This window comes from Aurantiacibacter flavus (assembly GCF_039710615.1).
Taxonomy (GTDB): Bacteria; Pseudomonadota; Alphaproteobacteria; order Sphingomonadales; family Sphingomonadaceae; genus Alteraurantiacibacter; species Alteraurantiacibacter flavus.
This window is the reverse complement of record NZ_JBDLBR010000003.1, coordinates 354,479-374,814: the sequence shown is the minus strand read 5'-3', so window position 1 is coordinate 374,814 and position 20,336 is coordinate 354,479. Positions and strand designations below refer to the sequence as shown.

At 64.8% G+C, this 20,336-nt stretch carries 19 protein-coding genes; 7 read left to right on the top strand and 12 right to left on the bottom strand.

The window, feature by feature from the left end; translation table 11 throughout:
• Nucleotides 1-14 precede the first annotated feature (14 nt).
• Entirely contained in the window at nucleotides 15-782 is a 768-nt protein-coding gene (gene fdhD, locus ABDJ38_RS10895; RefSeq protein ID WP_346785121.1) for a formate dehydrogenase accessory sulfurtransferase FdhD, read from the top strand.
• A 3-nt stretch (nucleotides 783-785) separates the two neighbouring features.
• Here fdhD and ABDJ38_RS10890 read toward each other — a convergent pair whose 3' ends face one another.
• Genes ABDJ38_RS10890 through metX form a run of 4 tightly spaced genes read right to left on the bottom strand, consistent with a single transcriptional unit; the run spans nucleotide 786 to nucleotide 3,358 of the window.
• Nucleotides 786-1,208, bottom strand: coding sequence for a GFA family protein (locus ABDJ38_RS10890; RefSeq protein WP_346785120.1), 423 nt, complete (start codon nucleotides 1,206-1,208; stop codon nucleotides 786-788).
• A 16-nt stretch (nucleotides 1,209-1,224) separates the two neighbouring features.
• A complete protein-coding gene (gene metW, locus ABDJ38_RS10885; protein ID WP_346785119.1) occupies nucleotides 1,225-1,812 on the bottom strand; it encodes a methionine biosynthesis protein MetW in 588 nt (195 codons plus the stop codon).
• Complete coding sequence (locus ABDJ38_RS10880; RefSeq protein WP_346785118.1) at nucleotides 1,809-2,258, bottom strand: GNAT family N-acetyltransferase; 450 nt, start codon at nucleotides 2,256-2,258, stop codon at nucleotides 1,809-1,811. Before ABDJ38_RS10880 ends, metW begins: the two co-directional genes overlap by 4 nt.
• Nucleotides 2,255-3,358 (bottom strand): homoserine O-acetyltransferase MetX, encoded by a 1,104-nt coding sequence (gene metX, locus ABDJ38_RS10875; RefSeq protein ID WP_346785117.1) that lies wholly within the window; start codon nucleotides 3,356-3,358, stop codon nucleotides 2,255-2,257. The genes ABDJ38_RS10880 and metX overlap by 4 nt, the downstream gene beginning before the upstream one ends.
• 116 nt (nucleotides 3,359-3,474) lie before the next feature.
• Here metX and hisC point away from each other — a divergent pair, with 116 nt between their 5' ends.
• Complete coding sequence (gene hisC, locus ABDJ38_RS10870) at nucleotides 3,475-4,557, top strand: histidinol-phosphate transaminase (RefSeq protein WP_346785328.1); 1,083 nt, start codon at nucleotides 3,475-3,477, stop codon at nucleotides 4,555-4,557.
• Nucleotides 4,554-5,462 carry a prephenate/arogenate dehydrogenase family protein gene (locus ABDJ38_RS10865; RefSeq protein ID WP_346785116.1) on the top strand — a complete coding sequence of 303 codons (909 nt, stop codon included), beginning with the start codon at nucleotides 4,554-4,556 and terminating at the stop codon, nucleotides 5,460-5,462. Before hisC ends, ABDJ38_RS10865 begins: the two co-directional genes overlap by 4 nt.
• Nucleotides 5,463-5,540: 78 nt before the next feature.
• On the opposite strand, the gene trxB is transcribed toward ABDJ38_RS10865, so the two are convergent.
• Both trxB and ABDJ38_RS10855 read right to left on the bottom strand, forming a co-directional pair.
• A complete protein-coding gene (gene trxB, locus ABDJ38_RS10860) occupies nucleotides 5,541-6,512 on the bottom strand; it encodes a thioredoxin-disulfide reductase (protein WP_346785115.1) in 972 nt (323 codons plus the stop codon).
• A 102-nt stretch (nucleotides 6,513-6,614) separates the two neighbouring features.
• Complete coding sequence (locus tag ABDJ38_RS10855) at nucleotides 6,615-7,496, bottom strand: helix-turn-helix domain-containing protein (protein ID WP_346785114.1); 882 nt, start codon at nucleotides 7,494-7,496, stop codon at nucleotides 6,615-6,617.
• Nucleotides 7,497-7,615: 119 nt separating this feature from the next.
• Between ABDJ38_RS10855 and pobA the strand changes: the two genes are divergently transcribed.
• Nucleotides 7,616-8,785 (top strand): 4-hydroxybenzoate 3-monooxygenase, encoded by a 1,170-nt coding sequence (pobA, locus tag ABDJ38_RS10850; protein WP_346785113.1) that lies wholly within the window; start codon nucleotides 7,616-7,618, stop codon nucleotides 8,783-8,785.
• 82 nt (nucleotides 8,786-8,867) lie between these two features.
• Here the strand turns inward: pobA and ABDJ38_RS10845 are convergent, their stop codons facing one another.
• From ABDJ38_RS10845 to ABDJ38_RS10820, 6 genes are all read right to left on the bottom strand, one after another.
• Nucleotides 8,868-9,434 carry a MarR family winged helix-turn-helix transcriptional regulator gene (locus ABDJ38_RS10845; protein WP_346785112.1) on the bottom strand — a complete coding sequence of 189 codons (567 nt, stop codon included), beginning with the start codon at nucleotides 9,432-9,434 and terminating at the stop codon, nucleotides 8,868-8,870.
• 63 nt (nucleotides 9,435-9,497) lie between these two features.
• Nucleotides 9,498-10,295, bottom strand: coding sequence for a hypothetical protein (locus ABDJ38_RS10840; protein ID WP_346785111.1), 798 nt, complete (start codon nucleotides 10,293-10,295; stop codon nucleotides 9,498-9,500).
• A gap of 37 nt (nucleotides 10,296-10,332) precedes the next feature.
• Complete coding sequence (locus ABDJ38_RS10835; RefSeq protein WP_346785110.1) at nucleotides 10,333-10,725, bottom strand: DUF6152 family protein; 393 nt, start codon at nucleotides 10,723-10,725, stop codon at nucleotides 10,333-10,335.
• Between the two features lie 17 nt (nucleotides 10,726-10,742).
• A complete protein-coding gene (locus tag ABDJ38_RS10830) occupies nucleotides 10,743-11,177 on the bottom strand; it encodes a DUF6152 family protein (RefSeq protein ID WP_346785109.1) in 435 nt (144 codons plus the stop codon).
• Nucleotides 11,170-12,084, bottom strand: coding sequence for a hypothetical protein (locus ABDJ38_RS10825; RefSeq protein WP_346785108.1), 915 nt, complete (start codon nucleotides 12,082-12,084; stop codon nucleotides 11,170-11,172). The genes ABDJ38_RS10830 and ABDJ38_RS10825 overlap by 8 nt, the downstream gene beginning before the upstream one ends.
• Nucleotides 12,085-12,197: 113 nt before the next feature.
• Nucleotides 12,198-14,663, bottom strand: coding sequence for a TonB-dependent receptor (locus tag ABDJ38_RS10820; RefSeq protein WP_346785107.1), 2,466 nt, complete (start codon nucleotides 14,661-14,663; stop codon nucleotides 12,198-12,200).
• A 230-nt stretch (nucleotides 14,664-14,893) separates the two neighbouring features.
• Here ABDJ38_RS10820 and ABDJ38_RS10815 point away from each other — a divergent pair, with 230 nt between their 5' ends.
• The 3 genes from ABDJ38_RS10815 (at nucleotide 14,894) to ABDJ38_RS10805 (ending at nucleotide 20,329) form a co-directional block, all read left to right on the top strand.
• Nucleotides 14,894-15,493 carry a TetR/AcrR family transcriptional regulator gene (locus ABDJ38_RS10815; RefSeq protein WP_346785106.1) on the top strand — a complete coding sequence of 200 codons (600 nt, stop codon included), beginning with the start codon at nucleotides 14,894-14,896 and terminating at the stop codon, nucleotides 15,491-15,493.
• A gap of 251 nt (nucleotides 15,494-15,744) precedes the next feature.
• The gene (locus tag ABDJ38_RS10810) at nucleotides 15,745-17,070 is read left to right on the top strand and encodes an efflux RND transporter periplasmic adaptor subunit (protein ID WP_346785105.1); all 1,326 of its coding nucleotides are present in this window, start codon (nucleotides 15,745-15,747) and stop codon (nucleotides 17,068-17,070) included.
• Between the two features lie 61 nt (nucleotides 17,071-17,131).
• Complete coding sequence (locus ABDJ38_RS10805) at nucleotides 17,132-20,329, top strand: efflux RND transporter permease subunit (protein ID WP_346785104.1); 3,198 nt, start codon at nucleotides 17,132-17,134, stop codon at nucleotides 20,327-20,329.
• Nucleotides 20,330-20,336 lie beyond the last annotated feature (7 nt).

The following is a 20,336-nucleotide window of genomic DNA, read 5'->3' as shown; positions in this document are numbered from 1 at the left end:
GTAATTGGTCTGATATGACAGCAAGACAGGTCACACAATTCGGCCTCTCGGGCGGCACTATCCTGCTGCAACGCGACTTCGTGCCCGAAGTGCCGGTGGCGCTCGAGTTCAACGGGCTCGCCTATGCCGTGATGATGGCGACGCCGTCCGACCTTGAAGACTTCGCGCGCGGCTTTGCCCTGACCGAAGGGCTGGCGCAGTCGGTCGAAGATATTGCCGATCTGGCCGTGGTCGAAGTCGAGAAAGGCTGGATCGCGCGCGCTCAGTTGACTGGCCTCGGGATCGACAAGCTGACCGAGCGTGTGCGCACGCGGGTGGCGGAAAGCTCGTGCGGATTGTGCGGGATCGAGAACCTCGAAGCGGTCGCCCAACCCTTGCCGCCAGTGGCCAAACATGCACCGCTCGAAAGCGCAGCGATCTTCCGGGCGCTGGGAAAACTGCGCGATCATCAACCGCTCACGAAAGCTACCGGCGCGGCCCATGCCGCCGCCTTCTGCGCTCCTGATGGAACGATCCTGCACGCCCGTGAGGACGTGGGCCGCCACAATGCGATGGACAAGCTGGTCGGCGCGCTTGCGGTTGCTGAGCAAAGCCCGGCGGAAGGGTTTATCCTGTCCTCGGCGCGCTGCTCCTACGAGATCGTCGAGAAGGCGGTGCGCGCGGGCGCGACCAGCCTCGTAACCATCTCGCTGCCGACCTCGATGGCGGTCGCCCGCGCCGAAGCGGCAGGGCTCAGCCTCTGGTGCCTCGCCCGCGACGATTCGGTGTTGAAAGTCGCCTGAGCCTCAGCTCGGCGGCGCGAACATCGCGAAGACCTCGACCCCGGTCAGGTTGTTGGTGGTCTGTGCCAGGTCGTAAGTGTCCGGCTTCTCGTCGATGAAGATCTGCGTTGTCAGCGCGAACTCGAGCGCACGGTCGAGCGTCGGGACCGCGAGAGCCGAATGGCTGCCATCCTTGCCCCGCCACATCAGCGTGGTCCCGCAGGTCTTGCAGAAGCACCGCTCGCCCCAGTCCGAAGACGCATAGACGCCCACCTGAGCCTCGTCCTCAAAGGCGATCTTCTCGGCCTCGGCGGCGAAGAACATCCCGCCAGACCACTTGCGGCACATCGAGCAGTGGCAAACCGCCATCTCGCGCTCGGCGATCTGCGCAGTGAATTTCACCGCGCCGCAAAGGCACGATCCGGCAAAGTTCTCGGCATCTGACATGTCCTTGGCTCCCTTGTTACCGGCTCAGTTGGAATACCGCGTGTTCGGCGCGCCAGTTGGCATTCCCGTCGCCGATCTCGCGCCCGGCGGCGAAGAACCAGCTACCTTCCACGCGGATACCGCGTTCGCCGACCAGCTCCAGAAAATCGAAAATCGTGGTGTGGTGGATGTTCTGCGTCTCGTACCAATTGGCCGGAAGATGGCGCGAATTGGGCATCTTGCCGGTCCACAATAGACTCAACCGCATCCGCCAATAGGCGAAGTTGGGAAAGCTGACGAAGGCCACCTTGCCCACCCGCAGCAGTTGGTCGAGCAGCCAGTCGGGCCGCTCGGCGGTTTGCAAGGTCTGGCTGAGGATCGCGACATCGAAGGCCTGGTCGGGGTAGTCGGCAAGGTCGCGGTTGGCATCGCCCTGCACCACGCTTAGCCCGCGCGCCACGGCCCGCTCGACTTCGGCAGCGTCGATCTCCATTCCGCGCGCGTCGACCCCCTTGGCGTCGCGCAGTTCGGCCATCAGTTCGCCGTCGCCGCAGCCCACGTCAAGCACGCGCACGCCTGCCGGAACCAGCTCGGCGATCTTGGCGAGGTCGGCGCGCAAGGTCATGCTTGCACCACCGGAGGAGCATGGGCACCCGCCGCCATCCGTTCCATCAGCCGTTCGGGATAGGCGGGCGTATCCCAGCCAAAGCCGCGATACAGCTCGTGCGCATCGAGCGTGTTCAACGCCCAGCGGCGCAGGCCTTGCAACTCCGGGTGCGCCAGCAAGGCCGCAACCATGGCTTTGCATAGGCCTTTCCCGCGATGGTCTTCAAGGACATGGACATCGGCCAGCCAGGCGAAGGTCGCCTTATCGGTCACCACGCGGCCAAAGCCCACCTGCTCGCCGCCATGAAACACCGCCACGCACAGGCTGTTTGCGATCGCGCGCTCGACCAGCTCCAGCGCCACGCCCGGCGACCAGTACGAGCGCGCCAGATAGGCATGGGCTGCTTCCACGTCGATCCGGCTCTGATCGGTGGTCAGCTCATAGCCTTCGGGCAGCGCAGTCACTCCAAGAACCCCTTCATCACCCGGTCAAGAGCGGGCACGTCAAGCAGGAAGCTGTCGTGCCCGAACGGTGCGGACAGCTCGACGAAACTCACCGGCGCTGCCACCGCGTTCAGCGCATGGACCACCTCGCGCATGTCGGCGGTGGTGTAGAGCCAGTCGGTATCGAAGCTGATGAGGCAGAAGCGCGCATCGCTCTTGCGGAAGGCGTCGGCAAGCATCCCGCCGTGCTCTTCGGCGAGGTCGAAATAGTCCATCGCGCGGGTGATGTAGAGGTAGGAGTTGGCGTCGAACCGGTTGGAGAAGCTCAGCCCCTGATAGCGCAAATAGCTTTCGATCTGGAAGTCGGCATCGAACCCGAACGTCTTGCTATCGCGATCCTGCAACCGGCGGCCGAATTTCTCGGTCAGCCCCGCTTCGGACAGATAGGTGATATGCGCGGCCATCCGCGCCACCGACAGGCCCTTCTCCGGCCCCTTGCCGCCATCGTAGTAAGCCCCGCCCTGCCATTCTGGATCGGCCATGATGGCCTGCCGCCCGACCTCGTGGAAGGCGATGTTCTGCGCCGAGTGGCGCGCGGTGGTGGCAATCGCCAGCACGCGCCCGGTGCGATCGGGATAGTTGGCCGCGAAGCTTAGCGCCTGCATCCCGCCCATCGACCCGCCGACCACCGCGTGCAGCCGCCCGATCCCGAGCTGGTCAAGCATGGCCACCTGCGCGCGGACCATGTCGCGAATGGTTATGACCGGGAATTCCATGCCCCAGGGCTTGCCTTCGGGGCCGAGGCTCGAAGGACCGGTCGAACCCATGCAGCCGCCAATCACATTGGCGCAGATCACGAAGAAACGGTCGGTGTCGATCACCTTGCCCGGCCCGACCGAAGCATGCCACCAGCCCGGCTTTCCTGTCAGCGGGTTTTCGCTCGCCACGAACTGATCCATCGTCAGCGCGTGAAACAGCAGGATCGCGTTGCTCTTGTCAGCCTTCAGCTCGCCATAGGTTTCGTAGGCGAGTTCCACACCCGGCAGGTCGCGTCCGCTGTCGAGCGGAAGCGGGGCGGACAGCGCCAGCCGGTTGAGCGTGAGGTCAGACAGTGTGGCCATCGTGCGCCGATCCCTGTCGAAGCGTCCCGCCGCTGTCAATCATCGGCTGTCATTCGCGCCGCGCTGACGCTATGCGCCATGGCGTGACTCAGGAAGCTACCCCCGATCGGCCGCAGATGAAGCCGAACATTGCCGCCATTCACGCCTACATCCCCGGCAAGTCCGGCGGGGCGGATGGCAAGCCGCTCATCAAGCTCTCGGCCAACGAGAACCCGCTCGGCACCAGCCCGGCGGCGCTCGCCGCGCGCGCCGAGGCGCAGGTTCCTTCGCTTTACCCCGACCCCGACAGCACCGCGCTGCGCACCAAGCTGGGCGAACTGCACGGAATCGACGCAGGCCGCATAATCTGCGGCACCGGCTCGGGCGAGCTGCTCACCATTGCCGCCAGCGCCTTTGCCGGGCCGGGCGACGAGGTGCTTTACGTGCGCTACGGGTTCTCGCTTTATGAAATCGCGGCAAGGCGCTGCGGAGCCGAACCGGTCGAAGCGCCCGACGCCGACTATGGCACCGACATCGAGGCGCTGCTCGGCGCGGTCACGCCGCGCACGAAGGTGGTGTTCCTCGCCAACCCCAACAATCCGACCGGCACCTACCTCAGCCGCAAGGAACTGGCGCGCCTCCACGCTGGCCTTCCGCCGCACGTGCTGCTGGTGCTCGATCAGGCCTATGCCGAATATGTCGCGCCGGAAAACGACGATGGCGGCATCGATCTGGCCACCCGCGCCAGCAACGTGCTGGTCACGCGCACCTTTGCCAAGGCCTATGGCCTCGCGGGCGAGCGGGTCGGCTGGGGCTATGGCGCGAGCGAGATCATCGGCGCGCTCAACCGCATTCGCGGGCCGTTCAACGTCAATTCCGGCGCGCAGGCGGTTGCACTGGCGGCGCTCGACGATCAGGCCTTCATCGTCGCTGCGCGCGAGCATAACGCAGCCGTGCGTGCGGCTTTCTGCGATGAGCTGGCCGCGCTCGGCAACGCTGGCCTGCGCGTGGTGCCGAGCGAGGCCAACTTCGTGCTGGTGCTGTTCGAAGGCGCGCTGAGCGCTGCCCAGGCCATGGCCGCCATCGCCGAGGCGGGCTTTGCCGTGCGCCACCTGCCGGGCCAGGGCCTGCCGCAGGCACTGCGCATCACCATCGGCACCGCCGATCAGATGCAGACCATCGCCACCGCGCTGCGGCAGGCCGCGGAGGGCGCGACATGATTATCGAACGCGTTGCCATCATCGGCCTCGGCCTGCTCGGCGGCTCGATCGGGCTGGCGGTGCAGGAGCACCTGCCGAACATCGCCACCAGCGGCTACGACGCCGACCCCGAGGTGCGGGCAAGGGCCCGCGAGCGGGGCCTTGTCGCCGTGGTTGCCGAAGATCCGCAGGAGGCTGTCGCCGGGGCCGATCTGGTGATTCTGTGCGTGCCCGTGGGCGCGATGGGCGAGGCCGCGCGCGCCATCGCACCGGCCTTGGGCGACGAAACCATCGTCAGCGACGTCGGCTCATCGAAACAGTCGATCCTCGGGGCGCTGAGCGAAGCCTTGCCACACCATACCGTGATCCCCGCGCACCCGGTGGCTGGCACCGAGGAATCTGGGCCGGACGCGGGCTTTGCCTCGCTGTTTCACCGCCGCTGGTGCATCGTGACCCCGCCGGAAGATGCCGACCCGGCCAAGGTCGCCGCGCTGGTCACGTTCTGGGAGGATCTGGGCGCGCTGGTCGAAACCATGGACCCGGACCATCACGACCGCGTGCTGGCCGTCACCAGCCACATCCCGCACCTCATCGCCTACACCATCGTCGGCACCGCGAGCGACCTTGAGCAGGTCACGCGCAGCGAGGTGATCAAGTTCTCCGCCGGTGGTTTCCGCGATTTCACCCGCATCGCCGCCTCCGACCCGACCATGTGGCGCGACGTGTTCCTCAACAACCGCGAGGCGGTGCTGGAAATGCTCGACCGCTTCCTGACCGATCTGGCGCTGATGCGCGAGGCGATCCGCGCGGAAGACGGCGAGACCATGTTCGACTGGTTCACCCGCACCCGTGCGATCCGGCGCGGGATCGTCGCCATCGGGCAGGACGATGCGCGGCCCGACTTCGGGCGCAAGGATCACGATTAGAGCGGGATGATACAGCGCTGACTCGCAAAGCCCTTCCCCTTGGGGAAGGGCTTTGCGGAGGGTAAAACAGACTTTCGCCTATTCGGCGGCCTCGGCTTCCTTGGCTGCATATTCGAGCGTAGCGAGGAACCGCTCGGCATCGAGCGCGGCCATGCAGCCGGTGCCTGCCGCCGTCACTGCCTGACGATAGGTGTGATCCATCACGTCGCCTGCCGCGAACACGCCGGGGATCGCGGTCTTGGGCGTGCCCGGTTCCGTGACGAGATAGCCCCCATCGTCCATTTCCAGCTTGCCCTTGAACAGCTCGGTCGAGGGCGCATGGCCGATGGCGACGAAGGCCCCGTCGACCTCCAGCGTGGATTTCTCGCCGGTCACGGTGTCGACGAGGTTGAGGTGATGCAGCTTGCCATCCTCGCCCGCCTCGAAGCTCTCAACCGCCTTGTTCCACAGCGGCGTGATCTTGTCGGAGGCGTGCAGGCGGTCCTGCAGTATCTTCTCGCTGCGCAGTTCGTCGCGGCGGTGGATCAGCGTCACATCGTCGGAGTGGTTGGTGAGATACAGCGCCTCTTCGACCGCGGTGTTGCCGCCGCCGATCACGGCCACCTTCTTGCCGCGATAGAAGAACCCGTCGCAGGTGGCACAGGCCGAAACGCCCTTGCCGCCCAGCTCCTGCTCGCCCGGAACGCCCAGCCACTTGGCCTGCGCACCGGTGGCGATCACCAGCACGTCGCCAACATATTCGTCGCCGCTGTCGCCCACGGCCCGGAACGGGGAGCCGTTCTCAAGGTCGACCTCGACGATGGTGTCCCACATCATGCGGGTGCCGACATGCTCGGCTTGGCTTTGCATCTGCTCCATCAGCCAGGGGCCCTGGATCACGTCGGCAAAGCCGGGATAGTTCTCGACATCGGTGGTGATGGTGAGCTGCCCGCCGGGCTGAAGCCCCTGCACCACGATCGGCTGCATCCCTGCGCGCGCGCCGTAGATTGCGGCGGAATAGCCGGCCGGGCCGGAACCGATGATGAGCATGCGGGTGGTGTGGGTGGCCATGTCTGTTCGAATCCCTTTTCCTGCTGCCCGACCTAGGTCCAGCCCGCAGGCAATTCAAGCAAGCCGCATGGCCCCTTCCCCCAAGCAATTCTGCTGGCAGGGCTAGCCGGGCTTGCGCCGCGCAAGCCCGGCGCGCCACTGACCAGGCGAGACTCCGCACAGGCGGCGGAAGAAGCGCGAGAAATAGGCCGGGTCGGCGAGGCCGATGCTGGCGCCGATCTCGGCCACGCTCACCGCCGAGAAGGCAAGCAACCGCTGCGCCTCGAGCATCGCGCGCTCGTCGCGGATCTGGGTGGGTGAGAGGCCCTGCGCTGCGCAGGCATCGCGCAAGGCCGTCTCGCTGACGCCGAGCGCTCGGGCATAGGCGGCGACCGGCTCGCGCGCACGATAGCGCTCCTCGACCAGCTGGCGGAACCGCGCCACCAGCCGCACCTGCTTGCCCGATCCGGCAGCGTCAGCGCCAATGCGCTCCGCGCAGCGTGCGGCCCGGACCAGCAGCAGTTGCAGCAGGGCTTGAAGGGCGGCATTTTGTCCAAGTGCCCGCCAGGTGCTTTCCCGTTCGATCTGGGCAATGTCACTGGCAAGGTCGGCGCTTTCGGCCACCTCCAGCGCGATGGCGCGCGGGGCGGCGAACAGCGGCGCGCCTTCGGGCCAGAGGCTCACCACCTGTTCGAGCTGCACCGTCGCGATGGTGAGCACCCGCCCTTGCGTTCCCCTGTCCCACGAAAAGCCATGCACCGTGCTGGCGGGAACCACCAGCAGGCTCGGTGCAGCGAAGGCCTCCTCCTGCCCCTCGTAGAACGTTGCACCGCCGCCCTCGGTGATCAGGATCAGGTGGTTGAGATCGGCATGGCGATGGGTGGCGATGCGCCAGCCGTTCGGCCGCGAGCGCACCGCGAGATCCTCGACATGCAGAAAATCGGGGTCCGCCGTGCGCGGCGGCTCGCCATAGAGGAAGAAAGGAGGCGGCAGTTGCGCGTTCACGTGAGCCACCCTGCGCCAGTTTCGGCGAAAAGTCCAAGTTGTTTGGCGGATCAGGTCTTGGCTCCTCAGCTCGCCTGCCTAGTCAGATCGTCAGGAACGCAAAAAGGATGCCCTCGATCATGAAAACGCAAGTCTGCATCATCGGTGCCGGTCCCGCCGGCCTGCTGCTCGGCCACCTGCTGCGCGCCGAGGGCGTCGATTGCGTGGTACTCGAGCGCCAGACGCCCGACTATGTGCTCGGCCGCATCCGCGCGGGCGTGCTGGAGACGATCACGGTCGACCTGATGGAGCGGCTCGGGCTCGACACGAGGATGAAGGCCGAAGGCCTGTGGCACGACGGCGTCAACCTTGCCGACGGCGAGCGGCTGATCCACATCGACATGGCCGAACTCGTGGGTAAGCGTGTGATGGTCTACGGCCAGACCGAGCTGACCCGGGACCTGATGGACGCCGCCCCCGAACGCGGGCTCGAGGTGATCTACGAGGCATCCGATGCGGCCCTGCATGAGCTTGAAGGCGATGCACCCTATGTCACCTACACCAAGGACGGCGCAGAGCACCGCGTCGATGCACGCTTCATCGTCGGGTGCGACGGCTTCCACGGACCCAGCCGCCAGGCCATCCCGGCCAGCGTGGGCAAGGAATTCGAGCGCGTCTATCCGTTCGGCTGGCTCGGCATTCTGGCCGATGTGCCGCCGTGCAATCACGAGCTTATCTACGCCAACCACGAACGTGGCTTCGCGCTTGCCTCGATGCGCTCGAACACGCGCAGCCGCTACTATGTCGACGTGCCGCTGACCGACAAGGTCGAGGAATGGAGCGACGACCGGTTGTGGGACGAGCTGGCGATCCGGCTTGGCCCCGATGCCGCCGCCCACATCACCCGCGGCCCGGCGCTGGAGAAGAGTATCGCGCCGCTGCGCTCCTACGTCTTCGCGCCAATGCGTCACGGCTCCCTGCTACTTTGCGGTGACAGCGCGCATATCGTGCCGCCGACCGGGGCCAAGGGCCTGAACCTCGCCGCCAGCGACGTGCACTATGCCGCTGCCGCGCTGAGCACCTTCTTCACCAAGTCCAGCAATGAGGGCATCGTGGCCTATTCGGATACGGCGCTGGCGCGGGTGTGGAAGTCCGAACGGTTTAGCTGGACACTGACCAAGCTGATGCACCGCTTCCCAGAGGATGGTCCGTTCGAACGCGCGATGCAGGTGGCAGAGCTGGACTATATCGCCTCCAGCCGCGCGGCACAGACCAGCATTGCCGAAAACTACGTCGGCCTGCCGGTCTAGGGTGTGATGACATAGCATTGACCCGCAAAGCCCCTCCCCAAGGGGAGGGGAGCAAGGTGGATCAGACTAATGTCATCAGACTCTAGCCGTCGGCGCGCTCGGCTTCGAGCGCGGTCAGCCGCTTCTCCTCGGCCAGCATCGCCTCCGCCCGAACGATCATCTCTTCGACAAGCTCGCGCAGCACTTCGAGCGATTCGGCAGCGAACCCCTCGGTCAGCTCGCTATCGCGTTCGATGGCGAGTTCGATCATGTCGCGGTGGATTCGCTGCCCTTCGGGTGCCAGACCGATTTCGATTTCGGGGCCGCCGGGCTTGCGCTCGCGCTTGAGCAGGCCTCGCTGGACAAGGCTCTTCACCGCGCGGCTTAGCTGCCCGCGATCCTGCCCCAGCCGTTCGGCAAGACCATTGAGCGAGAGCGGCGCATGTTCGCCAACCTGGGCAACAATCCACCAGTCGGTCTCGTTCATCCCGAATTGGCGCCGTCGCGCGAGCGTGCCCGAACGCCGCAGCAGGCTGTAAAGCTTGATCATGCGCATCGAGGTCAACTCGCGCATGATGGCGGAGCGACCGCCTCGCTCGTGGTCGCCCACGTCGACGGAAGGCTCGGTCGGACCGGAAACGTTGACGGATTGGGAAGTCACTTCGTTCATCGAATAACAGCTAGATGAGCGAATGCTGCAGCGCAACGCCCAGAACCCCGGCACACGCGCCGTTTACAGATAAAGCGTGTTACCATTCTCATCGACCGGATTACGGTCGTTTTCGGAGCATTGGAACTCGATCAGCGTCCCGTTGCGATCACGCCGGTAACTGACCGTGACCTCAAAAGGCTCTGCAAAGGCCAGCGGGTCTTCCATGCGCATTTCGTTGATTAGGAGATCGGGACTGTCGGGGGAGAGATAGATCCGCTCGGTAAGATGGAACTTGTCCGAATGGCGGCCGCCGTCACCCACTTCGAGCCGGTCGGAAATGCCGATGGTGTCGACCACCAGTGCGCCATCCTCCCAATGGCCGATCGAATGGCCGTGGTAGGTGGGATCGGGGTCTTCGGGATGCTCGCGCCCGTCGGTCCAGATTGTGCGCGTCTGCATCCAGGCTTCCTGGTTGATAGTGACGCGGCCCGGCGTGAACAGGAATTCATAGGGATACTGCGGCAGCTGCATGATTCGCGGCAGCCCCGGCGGCGAGCAGTTCGAACGGTCGAGCCGCTCCACCCCGTTGTTGGCAGCCACTTCGGCCCGCCAGGCTTCGCGCGCCTCGTCATACTCGCCCTTGAGCACCGGCTGCGGCGGCGGCCCGCTGCCGGGCGCGCGGCGCTGGAGAAACCAGATCCCGCCCCAGTCGGGCAGCTCGTCAAGCGCGGCATAGTTGCCCTTGGGATAGGGCGCTCCCTCGCCCTCGCTCAATCCTTCGGGAACGGGCGATCCGGGCATAACGCCCAGCTGAGCCGATGCGGGTTGGACCAGAATGAGGGCGATGCAGGCTGCCAGCGCAGCGCGGCGAATATTCATGGGTATGTCCCTCCCGCAGGCTGCGGCCATGTGGCCATCAGCCGACCTCTCCCAGCGTGCTGCCATCGGGCAGGCGCACGCCGACATAGCTCGCCCCGCGCGCGCCCGAGCGCAGCGGGTGGACCCACAGACGGATCTTGTCGCCGGTGCGAAGCGAGGTGCGACGCCAGCCGCTCTGCACCAGATTGTTGGGGCTGGTCATTTCGATAGACCAACGCTGCGGCGTGCCGTTTTCCTCCACCTCGATGGCGATGAAGGCATGGGGGTTCTGCCAGCGGAACTGGGTGACCGTGGCATCGAGCACGATGGTCTTCTGCATGTCGAACATCGAATAGGAGTGGTGCGCGCTGGCCGGGATCGCCGCGGGCGCAAGCGCGCCGAGCGCCAGCAGCGGGGCGGCAAGCGGTAGAAGCATTGCATACTTTTTCATGACCGGTTTCCCTTGGATCAGAGCTGCGGCACGTTCACGGCCGAGCCGTTCTTCGGCAGGCCGGAATCGAGCACGGTGCCATCAGACTTTGTGAGATCGAGAAACAGCCCGCCGGGGCTGCCGTTGCGCAGCGGTGCCATGCGCAGGCTGATCGTTTCACCCGGACGCAGCGATGTGCGCCGCCAGCCCTGCCGGGTGAGGTTGTTCGGACTGTTCAACTCGATCGAGTAGCGAATTGGGCGGCCCTGCGCGTTGCGCGTGTCCAGCTCGATGAAGGCATGCGGGTTGGTCCACTGGAATTCGTGGACCGTGCCCTCCAGCGTCATCACCTTGCGCTGATCGAACATGGCGAAGCTGTGGTGCGCCAGTGCCGCCGGTGGGGCGGACACGCCAATCGCCACCGCGGCCAGGGCCGCACTGGCGCAAGCGGCCAGCGTGAGCTTGTCAGTCATTAGCTGTTCCTTCGATTTCGCTTTGGCCCCGCTCCTCCGCGACCTCGCTACCGAGTTCGGTGCCGGGCAGGTTCTCGTTGTAGGCGAGGATGCAGTTGCTTTCGTTGATGTCGGTGTAGTCCTGCCGCTTGAAGCGCTTGCTGGAGGTCCACTCGCCTTCCCACATCAGCGGGTCGATCAGCGTGTACTCGACCTCCATCACCGTGCCGCCATCGATCAGGCGGATGCGCTCGATGATCTCGAACTGGTCGGAAATCGGAATGCCGCGATCGATGTAATGGTTGGAGGGTTCGAGATACTTGGTGTGAACCACCAGGGTATCGCCCTCGAAGTGGCCGATGCTTTCGCCGTTGTAGCCGGGCACGACGAAATCGGGATCGGAGAACTCGCGCCCGTCGAGGAAGATCGTGCGGACCGAATTGTTGAAGCCGGAAATCATGTAAATCGCGGTGGGCAGCTGGATGAAGGCATGCGGCCACACGCGCGTCATGATCATCGGCATGCCCGGCGGGTAACACTGGCCGATTGCATCGCGATAGGTTTCGTTGCGCGCCTGCGCTTTGGGCGCTTCGATCAGCGCCTCGATCCCTTCGGGCCCGAACCGCGGATAGGGCGGGCCAAACAGGAAATGCGAGAAGCCTTCGGACAGGTCGATGAACCAGGTGCCGGTGAGGTCGAACGGCGGGGCCGGACGCTCCTTGGCAAGGTTTTCCGGGGCCAGCGCGCCGAGATAACCGGGATGCTTGGGTACCATGGCATCGAGCCGCTCGGGCGAGAGCGGAACATATTCCACCGTCACCTCGGGCTGAACGGGAGTGGCTTCGTCCTGCGCCAGCGCAGACGAGGCCACGCCGACGGCCAGCGCAGTCGCAAGCAGGCGGACAGCGAGGGGCTGATTGCGGATCAAAGGTCTCTCCCGTGACATTGTTGGCATCCTTGTAAGACACCTTTTTGATAAAGTCAATAAACTGTGCTTTGCCGGAGGCGCCAAGTCATGGCCGCGCCCCCGGCAGCGCTGGATCAGAAGTCGTACTGCAGAGTCAGGCCAACCTCGCGCGGCTTTCCGCGCACCACGAACAGCGCCGAGCGCTCGGGGGCGGAAAGGGGGATTTGGATCCTCGTCGGCCCGCCGCGATCCCAGTAGCCGCCTCCGAAGCGGGTAGCGTAGGTTGCGTAGGTGTTGTCGAACAGGTTGTTCGCAAACACACTGATCGAAACCGGCACATCATGCGGCTGGAAGCGAATGCGCGCGTTAACCAGTTCGATCGCCGGCAGCCGATAGGCCGAATCGCCGGTTTCCGACGGGTGGGTCGCCTGATCGGAGGTGTAGGCATAGCTGGCGTTCAGCGTCAGCTGGCCCGGCCCGATATCGGCCGAATAGTTCGCCCCGATATTGTAGGTAAACTCCGGCGGCTCGGGATAGAGGTTCGGCCCACCGTTGGCAGATTCGTTCAACAGATCATAACCGGTGTAGCCGAACGATCCGTCAAACCAGAAGTCCTCGGTAAGATAGGCCTGGGCATCCAGCTCGACACCGAAGATGTCGATGTCGCCGGTGTTGGACACCTCGACCCGGAACCCCGGCGGAACGGGGCAATTCGGCTCGCCGCTGCACTGCACCTGGCGTGCTGCCTGACGGTTCGTCCACTGCATGTAAAACGCGGTCGGATTGAAGCGCAGGCGGCCACCGAAGGCTTCGATGCGCATTCCGGTCTCGTAACTGACCACGCGTTCTGGATCGATCGGTTGGAGGAAATCGCCGCTCTGGAGCTCTCCTTCCACGCCGGAAGCGATGCCGACCCCGCTATAGGAGCCCGCCTTGTAAGCCTTCGAGACGGTGGCGTACCACATCCACCGATTGGTCAGATGATAATCGATCGATGCTCGCCAGTCGATCTCGTCCCAACTATGGTCGCTCCAAACCGTAGTGGAACCGGTCCCCGGGACGGGCGTGAAGTCGGCCGAAGGATACTCGGTTTCTTCGTAGTCCTTGTAATCGTGAGCATAGCGCAACCCGCCGGTGAAGTTCAGCCGGTCGGTGATATGCCAAGTCGCGCTGGCGAAGATGCCGATCGAATCCGACTTCTGGGTGGTTTCGATATCATCGCGGTGGAACAGGCCTGCATCAGCGTTCCCGTTGGGGCGCAGTTGATTGGCAAAGGGCCCGCCGCGCGGCACATCGCTGGTGCCGCGCCGGGTGTTGACCTCGCCATCGCTGAACGACTTCTCGTGGAAGTAGCTGCCCCCGAACACCAAATCGACCGCGCCCCTGAACAGCTCGGCATTAAGCTGAAGCTCCTGATAGAACACCGACGATTCGATCGCCACGTCGCGCTGCTCGGTGCCGAGGAACTGCCAGTCGACCCGGCTCTCGTTCTCCAATCGCGAAACGCCTGTGGTGCTGGTGATCGAAGCCGTCGCAGACAGGTCGTAAACGATGTTCGCGCTGCCCTGATAATAGGTCGTGTTGGTGTACTGCTCGCAAGCCTCGTCCCAGTCGGGATCAAAATCGTCCATCAGGCAGATGTTCGGCGCGGTGAAATCGCCCGCCACCAGGCGAGGATCGTTATAGGCCGCCAGCCGCTCCTGACCGTCGGCGATAAGTGCATCGCCGACCCAGTCGGCATAGTTGCCTTCCCAGAAGCCCTCGCCAATGCCCGGCCGCATGTCGAATTCCTCGAACACCTGCGGCGAGCTTGTCCCCTCGGAATCCGAATAGATGAAGCCGAGGTCGATCATCAGATCGGAGCTGGGCTGGACCCGCAGGTCGACCCTGCCGATATAGTCTTCGCTGCGCCCGAGGTCTTGCGTCCCGCGCTGGACCCAGCCGCCCTGAACCAGCCGCGCGCCCTGAACCCGCATCGCGGCATCGTCGCCAAGCGGTAGGTTAAGTGCACCCACGACCTCGGCCCGGTCCATATTGGCCACGGTCGTACGGACATAGCCGCTGGTCATGCCGAATTCGGGCCGCTTGGTGAAATAGCGGATCGCGCCGCCGGTCGAGTTACGACCGAACAGCGTGCCCTGCGGGCCGCGCAGCACCTCTACCCGGTCGATATCGAGCACGCGCAGGACCGAACCGTTGGTGCGCGGGATATAGATACCGTCGAGATAGAGCCCGACTCCGCGCTCGCCAGCCGCGCCGCCGCCGCCGGAAACACCGCGGATCGAGAACTGCGGGTTCGAGTTGCTCGAACCGCGCCCGCCGGTAATGTTGAGATTGGGCGTGAAGGTCGCGAGATCCTGCAGGTTCTCTATGCCCTTGGCTTCGATCGATTCTTCGGTCACCGCGACGATCGACAGCGGTGTGTCCTGCAGGTTGGTCGCGCGCCGCTCGGCGGTCACGACGATGGCTGTGCCGAAGGTCGGTTGCTCGCTCGATGCTCCGTCCGATGTTGCCTGGCCAAGCGCCGGCGCTGACAGACCTGCGACTGCACATGTGGCAAGCAGGCACGCGCCACGCCACGCAGAATTGCGATACGCCATGGATTCTCCCCCATTTATCCGGCCCTGATTTGGTTGTTATCGGGTTGCCCCTACGCTGCCGGGCCTTGGTCAGCGCGAGTCGCAGCATACATTTGACAAAATCAAAATAAAGCCTTTTTGACTCTATCAATAATTTGGCGGATTTCAGCCATTCCAGCCGGTCCGGGCATAGGCAACAGGCACGGTGCAAAGGGTTGAAAAGGCTGCGGAGAAATTCTATACCGAGTGATATGGAAAAAGTTGCAACTCGAGGCCGCCCGCGCGAATTCGATACCGAGGTGGCGCTTGCCGCTGCGCTGCGCGTGTTCTGGACCAAGGGTTACGAGAGCGCCTCGCTGACCGATCTGACCGAAGCCATGGGGATCACCCGGCCAAGCCTCTACGCCGCGTTCGGCAACAAGGAAAACCTCTTCAAGAGCGCGCTGGATCTCTACGAACGCGAAAAGCTCGCCTACATCGGCGAGGCACTTTCCGCGCCCACCGCGCGCGAAGTGGCGGCCAACCTCCTGGCAGGCGCAATCGCGACGATCTCTGAAGGCGAGTGTCGCGGCTGCATGGGGGTGATCGCCACGATAACCTGCGGCACCGAAGACCAATCGATCCGCAATCATCTCGATCGCATCGGTCGCGATAGCCGCAAAGCACTGGTCGCCCGGATGCAGAGCGGGATTGATGCCGGAGAATTTCCCGCCGGCACCGATGCCGAAGTGACAACCCAGTATCTCATGACCGTGCTGCGGGGCCTTTCGGTCCAGGCACAAGCAGGTCTTTCGCTCGACGAACTGCGACAAGTGGCCGACGCCACAATGGCGATGTGGCCGTCACGGTAACGGTCCGATTGCTGCATCGCGCAAAAAAATACCGGGCGATACAGAAATAGTTCTTGACCTGAACGCGAGATTACATACTTAGCGGTATAGAAAGCTGACAGGCTCTCCTTCGGGTGTCGTCTGCCAGTGCATTGGGGTCATGCGCCTCGGTGTGCCGCCCTCGGCCGTAGATTCGATCACCTCATCCTGGACGCACCGCGCTTCCGGCAACAACGACTTGCGCCCTCGACCGGGTGCGAAGGGGAAAAGTCATGTTCGATACGCCCTTTGATGCCCGCGACGACCAACGCGAGCACGACGCCTATTCATCACGGGACGAAGCCTCACCCGCCGACCTTCCCTCCGTCGACCAGCTGCAGGATGAGCCGACCAAAGTCGCTTCGCCACGCTCGTCGCGCCGCCTGTGGGCGCTCGCTGGGGTACCGGTGATCGCGCTGGCGGGATGGTGGTTGCTTGCAGGGTCCGAAACCCCCGCTGCGGCTCCCGCATTACCGGTGGTCGAGGTCGCTTCGCCATTACAGCGGGAGGTTACCGAGTGGGACGAGTTCATCGGCCGCTTCGAGGCCAGCCGCAGCGTCGAAGTACGCCCGCAAGTCTCCGGGCAGGTGACCGCAATCCACTTCACCGATGGCCAGTACGTCCGCAAGGGCGCGCCGCTCTTCACGATCGATCCGCGTTCCTATCGCGCTGCTCTGGCCGAGGCTCAGGCCAGTGTAGCCAGCGCCTCTACCGCGCTCGCATTGTCGCGAAGCAACCTGGCCCGCGCTCAGCGGCTGGTTGAGATCGACGGCGTGGCCGCCACCGAGATCGACCGGCTCGTAGCGGAAGTTCGCGCCAATGAGGCCGCGCTGGCCGCAGCTCAGGCCCAGGTGCGCTCACGCAGCCTCGATGTCGAGTTCACCACCGTACGCGCACCGATCTCCGGCCGCCTATCCGATCGCCGCGTCGATGCGGGCAATCTCGTCGCTGCCGGCGCTGGCGGTGCGGCCACGCTGCTTACAACGATCAACGCGGTCGATCCGATCTACTTCAGCTTCGAAGGCTCGGAAGCCATTTTCCTCAAAGCTCGCCGCGAGGGACTGGCAGGCGGAACGCCGGTAGAAATCCGCCTCGCCGACGAGAGCGACTATCGCTGGCACGGCACGCTCGACTTTACCGACAATGCCATCGACCAGAACTCAGGCACGATCCGGGCCCGCGCAATTGTAAGAAATGGCGAGGATTTCCTCACCCCCGGCCTCTTCGGCAACATGCGCATGGCCACCGGCGGGACAGAGCAGGCCTTGCTGGTGCCCGATACTGCCGTGACCACCGACCAGACGCGCAAGCTGCTGCTGGTGGTTGACGGTGAGGGCACTGTTGCGGCCAAGGAAGTCGATCTCGGCCCGCTCGTCGATGGCCTGCGGGTGATCCATTCGGGCATTGCGCCGGGCGACAAGGTCGTCATCAGCGGAGTGCAGATGGCCATGCCGGGCAGCAAGGTGCGCGCGCAACGAACGCGCATCGAGCCGCCCAAGGCGCCGCCAGCCTCCGAGGCTCCTACCATCCCCGCCGGGTCTGCCACCATCGCGCGCTAGCCGGCTGCTTCGCGCCCTTCCATCGCCGACACCCGAACACCTTCATCCGACGGAGGCCTCCATGCGCCTGTCCCGCTTCTTCATCGACCGCCCCATCTTTGCCGCCGTGATCGCCGTGATCATCACGCTGGTGGGCGCGATCTCCTACTTCTTCCTGCCTGTCAGCCAGTACCCGGAGGTCGTGCCGCCCACGGTGACGGTCAACGCAGTCTATCCCGGTGCCTCGGCGGAAACGGTGGCTGACACCGTCGCCAATCCGATCGAGCAGGAGATCAACGGGGTCGACGGGATGCTTTACCTGTCGAGCCAGTCGACCGGCGACGGGCGGGTGACGATCACCGTCACTTTCGAGCCGGGCACCGACCTCGACGAGGCCCAGGTGCTGGTGCAGAACCGCGTGGCCATCGCCGAACCCCGGCTGCCGGAAGAGGTGCAGCGGCTTGGTGTGGTGACCAAGAAGACCACGCCTGACTTCCTGCTGATCGTCAACCTGATCTCGCCCGATGGGTCGCTCAGCCGCGAATACATGTCAAACTATGCACAGACCCGCATCCGCGACCGCCTGCAGCGGATCGAGGGTGTGGGCGACGTCCAGCTGTTCGGGCAGCGCGAACTTGCGATGCGCGTGTGGATCGACCCCGGCCGCGCCGCCGCGCTGAACCTCACAGCGGGCGATATCGTACAGGCGCTGCGCAACCAGAACGTGCAGGTCGCGGCGGGCACACTCGGCCAGCAGCCCAGCCCCGGCAGCGCCTTCCAGCTCAACGTCGAGACGCAGGGTCGCTTCACCGATCCGACGCAGTTCGAAAACGTCGTAATCCGCACCGACGATCAGGGCAGGCAGGTGCGCGTGCGCGACGTTGCCCGCGTCGAGATCGGCGCGCAGGACTATGCGACCTCGGCCTATCTCGGCCAGAAAAACTCGGTCATTATCCCGGTCCTCCAGCAACCCGGCTCGAATGCGCTTGCCTCAGCCGAGGCGATCAAGGCCGAGATGGAAACGCTTGCGGCCGATTTTCCGCAAGGGCTCGAATACCGCATCGTCTACAACCCCACCGAGTTCATCGCCGAGAGCATCGACGCCGTGGTCGACACGCTGTTCGAGGCCGTGATCCTCGTGGTGCTGGTGATCGTCGCTTTCCTGCAGAAGGCGCGCGCATCGCTGATCCCGGTGCTCGCCATCCCGGTTTCGCTGGTGGGCACCTTCGCGGTGCTCGCGATGCTCGGCTATTCGCTCAACAACCTCTCGCTGTTCGGACTGGTGCTCGCCATCGGCATCGTGGTTGATGACGCCATCGTGGTGGTCGAGAACGTCGAGCGCAATCTGGAGGAAGGCCTAGCCCCCCTCGCCGCCGCGCGAAAGTCGATGGACGAGGTCGGCGGCGCGCTGATCGCCATCGTGCTGGTGCTCTGCGCGGTGTTCGTACCCACGCTGTTCATCGGTGGGCTCTCGGGCGCATTTTACCAGCAGTTCGCGGTGACGATCTCGGCCGCGACCGTGATTTCACTGGTGGTGTCGCTAACGCTCAGCCCCGCGCTGTCGGCGGTCCTGCTGCGACGCCACGAACACCTGCCCGAAAGTGCGCCGCGCTGGCGCCGAGGCATCGAGCGCGCGGGCGAAAAGTTCAACGAAGCCTTCGAGCGCTTCAGCGACCGCTATGCGGGCTGGACCGCCAAGCTGGTGCGCATGCCGCGCCGGATGATGGCGATCTACGGCGTCCTGATCGCGCTCACCGCAGGCGCACTGGTGTGGACGCCAACCGGCTTCGTGCCGCAGCAGGATCAGGGCTACTTCTTCACCGTGATCCAGCTTCCCCCGGGCAGCGCCACCACCCGCACCGACGAGGTGATGCAGCAGGTCGCCGAGCGGGTGCTGCCGATAGACGGAATCAGCAACTCGGTCATGCTGTCGGGCTTCGACGGCACCTCCGAAACGCAAAGCGCCAGCGCGGCCGCCGCCTACTGGGTGCTCGACGACTTCAAGGAGCGCGCCGCCAAGGGCCAGACCATCGACGCGCTGATGGCCGAGGCCCAGGCCGCCACCGCCGACATCACCGGCGCAAGGCTGATGATCGTGAAACCGCCGGTGATCCGAGGGATCGGTTCGGCAGGCGGCTTCCGGATGATGATCCAGGACCGCAACGGCCAGGGCTACAAGGCCCTGCAAGAGGCGTCCTATGCCGTGATCGGTCAGGCCAACACGAAGGAAGGCCTCGCCGGGGTCTATACCTTCTTCGACACCGGCACGCCGCGCGTGAAGGCCGATATCGACCGCGACAAGGCGCAGGTGCTCGGCGTTGCCCCCTCCAGCATCTTCGAGACGCTGCAGGTCTACCTCGGCAGCGCCTTCATCAACGAGTTCAACCTGCTCGGGCGGACCTATCGCGTCACCGCTCAGGCCGACGCTCCGTTCCGCGATCAGGCAAGCGATATCGCCGGGCTCTACACGCGCTCGTCGAACGGCTCGATGGTGCCGCTGGGCTCACTCGCCACCTTCAGCGACACCACCGGCCCCTATCGCGTGACGCGCTACAACCTCGCCCCCGCCGTGGCGGTGGATGGCGACACTGCCCCCGGCTTCTCCACGGGGCAATCGCTGGTGACGATGGAAGAAGTGGCATCTGCCAACCTTCCCGCCGGGTTCGACACCGAATGGACCGGTATCGCTTACCAGCAGGATACAGCGGGCAACACTGCGATCTACGTTTTCGCGCTTGCCGTGTTGCTCGTGTTCCTCGTGCTCGCCGCGCAATACGAAAGCCTGGTGATGCCGCTGGCGATCATCCTGATCGTGCCGATGTGCATCCTTGCCGCCATGGTGGGCATCAACCTTCGGGGCATGGACAACAACGTGCTCACGCAGATCGGCCTGATCGTGCTGATCGCACTGGCGGCCAAGAACGCGATTCTGATCGTCGAGTTTGCGCGCCAGGGCGAGGAGCGCGACGGCCTCTCCCCGATCGAGGCCGCAGTCCAGGCCGCACGCACCCGCTTGCGCCCGATCCTGATGACGAGCTTCGCCTTCATCCTCGGGGCGGTGCCGCTGGTGATCGCCACCGGAGCGGGCGCCGAACTGCGGCAGGCGCTGGGCACGGCGGTGTGCTTCGGAATGCTCGGCGTGACCGGCTTCGGGCTCGTCTTCACCCCCACTTTCTATGTCGTGTGCCGCGCGCTGGGTGATCGGCTCTCCGCCCTGCGCCCTGCGCGCAAGGTGGTCGCCGATGCCACGCAAGATCCGCGCACTCCCTCTGCTGAATAGGAGCCAC